This is a genomic window from Desulfobulbus elongatus DSM 2908 (assembly GCF_000621145.1).
Lineage (GTDB): Bacteria > Desulfobacterota > Desulfobulbia > Desulfobulbales > Desulfobulbaceae > Desulfobulbus > Desulfobulbus elongatus.
In genome coordinates this window covers 1-5,007 of sequence record NZ_JHZB01000068.1, presented here as the reverse complement: position 1 = coordinate 5,007, position 5,007 = coordinate 1, and the positions used below count along the sequence as shown (strand labels likewise).

At 60.1% G+C, this 5,007-nt stretch carries 8 protein-coding genes; all 8 read left to right on the top strand.

Annotation, left to right across the window (positions count from 1 at the left end; genetic code table 11):
- Nucleotides 1-257: 257 nt before the first annotated feature.
- The 8 genes from Q362_RS0117420 (at nucleotide 258) to Q362_RS0117375 (ending at nucleotide 4,431) form a co-directional block, all read left to right on the top strand.
- A complete protein-coding gene (locus tag Q362_RS0117420) occupies nucleotides 258-635 on the top strand; it encodes a hypothetical protein (RefSeq protein WP_028319665.1) in 378 nt (125 codons plus the stop codon).
- On the top strand, nucleotides 632-1,159 hold the full coding sequence (locus Q362_RS0117415; protein WP_028319664.1) for a host-nuclease inhibitor Gam family protein: 528 nt from the start codon (nucleotides 632-634) through the stop codon (nucleotides 1,157-1,159). Before Q362_RS0117420 ends, Q362_RS0117415 begins: the two co-directional genes overlap by 4 nt.
- Nucleotides 1,160-1,466: 307 nt before the next feature.
- Nucleotides 1,467-1,847, top strand: a complete 381-nt coding sequence (locus Q362_RS0117405) for a hypothetical protein (RefSeq protein ID WP_028319662.1) — start codon at nucleotides 1,467-1,469, stop codon at nucleotides 1,845-1,847.
- Nucleotides 1,848-2,092: 245 nt separating this feature from the next.
- The gene (locus Q362_RS23915; protein WP_157470325.1) at nucleotides 2,093-2,332 is read left to right on the top strand and encodes a hypothetical protein; all 240 of its coding nucleotides are present in this window, start codon (nucleotides 2,093-2,095) and stop codon (nucleotides 2,330-2,332) included.
- Between the two features lie 2 nt (nucleotides 2,333-2,334).
- Nucleotides 2,335-2,949 (top strand): hypothetical protein, encoded by a 615-nt coding sequence (locus Q362_RS22555; RefSeq protein WP_051554469.1) that lies wholly within the window; start codon nucleotides 2,335-2,337, stop codon nucleotides 2,947-2,949.
- Complete coding sequence (locus Q362_RS0117385) at nucleotides 2,942-3,646, top strand: DUF7168 domain-containing protein (RefSeq protein ID WP_028319661.1); 705 nt, start codon at nucleotides 2,942-2,944, stop codon at nucleotides 3,644-3,646. Before Q362_RS22555 ends, Q362_RS0117385 begins: the two co-directional genes overlap by 8 nt.
- A 10-nt stretch (nucleotides 3,647-3,656) precedes the next feature.
- Nucleotides 3,657-4,088, top strand: coding sequence for a regulatory protein GemA (locus Q362_RS0117380; protein ID WP_028319660.1), 432 nt, complete (start codon nucleotides 3,657-3,659; stop codon nucleotides 4,086-4,088).
- Nucleotides 4,069-4,431 carry a hypothetical protein gene (locus Q362_RS0117375; protein WP_028319659.1) on the top strand — a complete coding sequence of 121 codons (363 nt, stop codon included), beginning with the start codon at nucleotides 4,069-4,071 and terminating at the stop codon, nucleotides 4,429-4,431. Before Q362_RS0117380 ends, Q362_RS0117375 begins: the two co-directional genes overlap by 20 nt.
- Nucleotides 4,432-5,007 lie beyond the last annotated feature (576 nt).

The window sequence follows — 5,007 nt, the reverse complement described above, 5'->3', positions numbered from 1 at the left end:
AGCAGGACCGGCATGAATGGAGCGAGCGGCGCCCCTACAAATATACCTGGTGCGATGAATGCCGAGGGAAGCAGCGGCCGGATGAGCTGCGGATCGTGAACCTGGCCGCGATGATCGCGGCGCGGGAGATGAAGAAAATGGTCGGAGAGAGGCTGCCACCGCTCTCCGACCGGAGCTGAGCATGAGCACAATCTAATCAATTGGCCCGCAGCCACGATACACCGTGGGGAACGGGGCCGCAACCACGGAGAAAGACAATGAACAGTAATGCGGAAAAACAGATGCAGGATCAGCTGCGCGACATCGGCGCCACTATGGAGTCGGTGCGCGCCAACGTGCCGCGCGTGAAGCGTACTATGGGATTGGAGGATCACTTGTACAGGGTGTGGGATGCCTCCCAGGAATTGCAGCGAGCCCTGGAATTACCGGGGGTGATCTCCGGATACCGCGCAGACGCCGTGGATCAGGTGCTCCGCATCATTCAGTTGATGGATGAGTGTGACGCCGCTCCGGACACGCGGCAATTGATCAGCATCGGCTACGCCTGCGAACTGGCGCGGGACAAGATCCGGGCCTACCTGGCCCTTGACCGCGCCGCCGTCAACAAATCCATCAATCAAGGAGATGAGGAATGAGCAAGGTGAAGGGCAAGGCGACGCCGCGGATCGCGGTGCCGCAGAGCAGGGAGGAGGCCGAGACCTGGGTCCGGCAGATCGGTGAATTCCGCCGCCAGGTAGTGCGGATCGAGACGGCGATGAACGACGAGATCGCCCGGATCAAGGCCGAGCACGAGGAAAAGGCGCGGCCGTACCGCGAGGATGTCGAGGCCCTGCTGGCCGGTCTGCAAGCCTGGGCCGTGGCGCATCGCGACGAGCTGACCGGCGGCGGCAAGCGGCAGTCGGCCGAGTTGGCCACCGGCGTGCTGAGCTGGCGGCTGCTGCCGGCGAGGGTGACGATCCGCAAGGCCGAGACCGTGATCGAGACGCTGAAAAAGCTCGGCCTGACGCGGTTTCTGCGCGTCCGTGAGGAAATCAACAAGGAGGCCATGCTGGAGGATCAGGAGGCGGCCCGACTGGTGCCGGGCGTGACCATCGGCAGCGCCGGCGAGAATTTCAGCGTTGAGCCGTTCGAGGCCGACCTCGAAGCAGCGAAAGTTTGACGAAAAGACAACCATTGGAGGTGGATATGATTAAGAGATTCTTGAAATGGATCGGCTACGAGGAGGCATGGAAGGGGGAGCCGCAGCCGGAACTGCAGCCGGAGCCGCAGCAGCGTCGGCGATATCAGATCCCACAGGGTTTGTGCCCGAAGGTGGCATTTCTGATGGATAAGCTGGAAGGGCCTGACCATTACGTCGCGAAACTGGAGCTATGGTCCCTCATAAAAGGCAGATGCCCGGAGACAAGGCAGGGTCGATGGGAAATCTCCCACGAGGGACACGTGATGTTTGTCCAGGAACGGAGATAATGGCGCCCCTCTGTGCCGGCTGCGGCAACCCGGCCCAGCCCGGCGAAAGCTTGTGCGCGGAGTGCGAGAACAAGGTGCGGCAAAAACAGAAGAATGGAGTTTATCGAATGAACTATGCAAACCTCGCTCGGGCGATCCTGGCCAGGGCAAACACTCTCGATACCGAGGTCACGGTCGGCGACGACGGCGCAGACCATGTCACCAAGATAGATGACGCCCAGCTGTTGCGCTGCCTGGCCCGCATGCTTTCCGGGCAGGCGGTCAAAACGGCGTTCGGCGCCCCAGGGGATTGGGGGTACGAATCCCCGATCGGTGCCGCGCTCCACCAAGACTATGTCGCCGCCAGAGTTGCTGGCGGGCAAGAAAATCGCACGAACTGATGCGAAATCCAGGCCGGCGGCGGGTGATGATGATTGCTGTTACCAGAACACGGGCTCGTGTAGGTTTGTGCCCGCGCAAGAAGCAGCGCTCCAAGCCCTGAAAAAACGCATCACAAAAGAGCTGAAGAAGCTGTCTCAGGAGGATGACTGAAAATGATCGGGCAAGGGAAAATAGCCGCCATGGCCTTCCTGGTCGGGGTGGTGATCGGCTGGGTCGCGGCATTTGTCGCTGTATGGGGATGGACATGCTGAAAGCGAAAAAGAACGTCAACTACCGGCGAGGGAGCCGAAGAGCCAAGTGCTCGCACTGCAAGCATTATGTGTCTGAGTACAGGATAACCCTCGATCTGCTGGACGGCATGTACCTCGGAACCGGCCAAAGATGCGCGGTCATCGGCCTGCAACCAGGCAGAATGTACGGCATCACCGCCGACCATGTGTGCGATCGCTTCGTCGATCGTTTCACCTGCAAGGCAGGCAGGTGATTATGCCCACCAACGGTAAGTGCGTGCGATGCGGGTATCGGGCGCCAGTATCCTGCTTCGTTGAAGCAGCTGGCGACGGTGAAATCCTGTGCGAGTACATCAAGCTGCCACAAGTCGTGCAGCAGCCCTTCTACAAATACCTGTCGTTGTTCCGGCCGCTGTCCGGCTGTGCCTTGCAGGTGACCAAAACCCTGCGGTTGACCCGTGAGATGGGGGCCTTGGTGAGTACGGGGTATGTGTCGGAGAAAGGCAAGCCGGACCGGCCGTGCGCCCCTTCTTTTTGGGCCATGGGCATGGAACAGATGCTATCGCGGGCTGATCGGCTGTCGCTGCCGCTGAAGAATCATAACTACCTGCGCACCATTGTCTGGCAATTGGCCGATCAGGCCGATGCCGGCCGCGAAGCGCATCATCACCAGCAAGTGCTGTCCGGCGCCGCCCGTGTCCACCGCGACGATCCCCCGGCATCGGATGGGTTGTCGCAGATTGAACGTGCATGGCTGAAAAAATACGGATCTCTGCCGGGCACTGACCCGGAAAAAAATCCAGATATCAAACGCCTGGCCAACGATCTTACAAAACGCCTACGGAGCGACGGGGAGGAATCAGATGGATGATAATATCCTGAGAAAAATCAAAGGATGCCTTGCTTTGGCACAATCCAACAATTCGCATGAAGCCGCCAGTGCCCTGCGGCATGCGCAGGCGCTGATGGAGAAGTACGGCATCAGCTTCGCCGATGTCGCGGCGAGCGACGTGACAGCCCGCCTGTCTCAGGTGGCATCGAGCAAGACTCCGCCGGAACACCTCGCCATGCTGGTGAGAATGGTAGGGGATGCATTCGGGGTCGAATTTGTCTGGACGCTCAGATTTGCTCTTATGGGCACCGGTTGGCGGGGCGTCCCCGAGTTCTACGGCGTGGGTGCGGCTCCTGAGATTGCGGCCTATGCCTACGACGTACTGGCGCGCCAGCTCTGCCGCGACCGAAGCCGATACATAGCTGGCCTGCGCAAAGGCCTGAAGCGGACGACCAAGGGCAAGAGGGGCGATCTCTATGCTCAGGGATGGGTGGCTGAAGCCAGCAAGAAGGTTATGCCCCGCATCAAGACCGAGCAGGAAATGCAGGCCATTGCAATCTATAAGGAACAGCGCTGGAACGGATCATTGGGGACCACCAAACCCCGCGATGCGTCCCGCAAGGCCAGCGTGCATGATATCGGTGCGGTGTTTGCCGGCATCCGTGACGGTAAAAATGTCTCGTTCCATGATGGCGTGACCGGTTGCGATCGTGCGGCCATTGGTCACGGGGAATAAGGAGGGTCGCATGCCACCGAGTAAAGCGGAACTGGCGAAAATCCACATCGCCAAGAAGCAGTTGGGTCTGAACGACGAGGAATACCGCGACATTCTCAAGATGCGGACCGGAAAGGACAGCGCCGCCAAGCTCACGTCGCGCCAGGCGTTTGCCCTGATCCGGCATTTCGAGCGGCTCGGTTTCAAGCCCAGCCGCCAGCCCACCCTGCCGGGCATGAGCAGGGACGACAGCAAGCAGGGCAAGAAGATCCTGGCCCTGTGGATCGAGTTGTCCCGATCCGGAATGGTTCCGGACGGCAGCGACCGCGCCCTGAACGGATTCGTCAAGCGCCAGACTGGCAAGGATCATCTCACATGGTGTTCGGCCGAGGACAAGGCAAACCTGATCGAAGCCATGAAAAAGCGGCTCGAACGACGAAAGGATGCGGCGCCCGTACGTTGACATTCCGCCGGAGCATCTGCCGGCGATCGAGGACCTGCCGGGGAAGGATTTGCAACCGGTGGCCAGGGCCATCGAGCGGGTGCTGCCCGGCCTGGGCGTGCGGGTGGTCATGATCCTGGCCCAGGAGTTCCCCGGCCTGCCCTTGTACATGCACAACGTCGACGACCTGATCAACGAATATTTCTATCGCTGCATGCGTGAAGAATACGATCGCGGCGGCACCACTGCCAAGGAACTCGCCATGAAATACGGTTTCCAGCTCCGTCACACCGAGAAAATCCTGGCGAGCTCGGGAAAGCAGCCATCGTTGGCGGACAGCCGTCAACTCAAACTGTTCGGCTGAAACGGTTCACTTGCCTTTCTTGAAATGATTGCCAACAAGCATGATGGCCTCCACGCTCCCGCCAAAGGCATTCTGGCTTTCATAAATGCCGATCAGGAAGCCGGAGCCGTGCCGACGTGCAAACCAAGGACCTGATCGAAGACGCCGCCTCTATCTCATCCTGTCCAGCGTTACCGACATACTGTCCCGCACCGGAACGCTCACCTCCCCGGAAAACTGACCGGGAGCAAACATTCTTCCCTCCTGGGGGCGGCCACTCGGGCCGCCCCTTTCTTTTTACCGTCCGCACGTCGCTAAACCACGGCGCGTCCATCCCGTATATCTACCACTGACAGGCGCGGGATGCCTGGTATACCCTCAACCAGGGGCGGGCTCACAACTCGCCCCGTTTTGAGGTTGATTCAACGATACCGCCACGCACAGAGAGCGCAACGGCGATAGGGGTGGATGCCCCAGAGGGGGCCGGCAACGGCCCCCTCATCCGGAGGTCCTATGAAAAAAAGTTGGTTGTACATCGCTATGGTGGCGGTTTTGGCAATCGGCAGTCCCGTCCGGGCTGAAGAAAAGCGGGTGACT

Excerpts from the sequence above, each read along its gene's own strand:
- Q362_RS0117405 (WP_028319662.1), top strand. The coding sequence starts at position 1,467 with ATGGCGCCCCTCTGTGCCGGCTGCGGCAACCCGGCCCAGCCCGGCGAA.
- Q362_RS0117380 (WP_028319660.1), top strand. The coding sequence starts at position 3,657 with ATGCCACCGAGTAAAGCGGAACTGGCGAAAATCCACATCGCCAAGAAG.
- Q362_RS0117420 (WP_028319665.1), top strand. The coding sequence starts at position 258 with ATGAACAGTAATGCGGAAAAACAGATGCAGGATCAGCTGCGCGACATC.
- Q362_RS0117375 (WP_028319659.1), top strand. The coding sequence starts at position 4,069 with ATGCGGCGCCCGTACGTTGACATTCCGCCGGAGCATCTGCCGGCGATC.
- Q362_RS22555 (WP_051554469.1), top strand. The coding sequence starts at position 2,335 with ATGCCCACCAACGGTAAGTGCGTGCGATGCGGGTATCGGGCGCCAGTA.
- Q362_RS0117415 (WP_028319664.1), top strand. The coding sequence starts at position 632 with ATGAGCAAGGTGAAGGGCAAGGCGACGCCGCGGATCGCGGTGCCGCAG.
- Q362_RS0117385 (WP_028319661.1), top strand. The coding sequence starts at position 2,942 with ATGGATGATAATATCCTGAGAAAAATCAAAGGATGCCTTGCTTTGGCA.
- Q362_RS23915 (WP_157470325.1), top strand. The coding sequence starts at position 2,093 with ATGCTGAAAGCGAAAAAGAACGTCAACTACCGGCGAGGGAGCCGAAGA.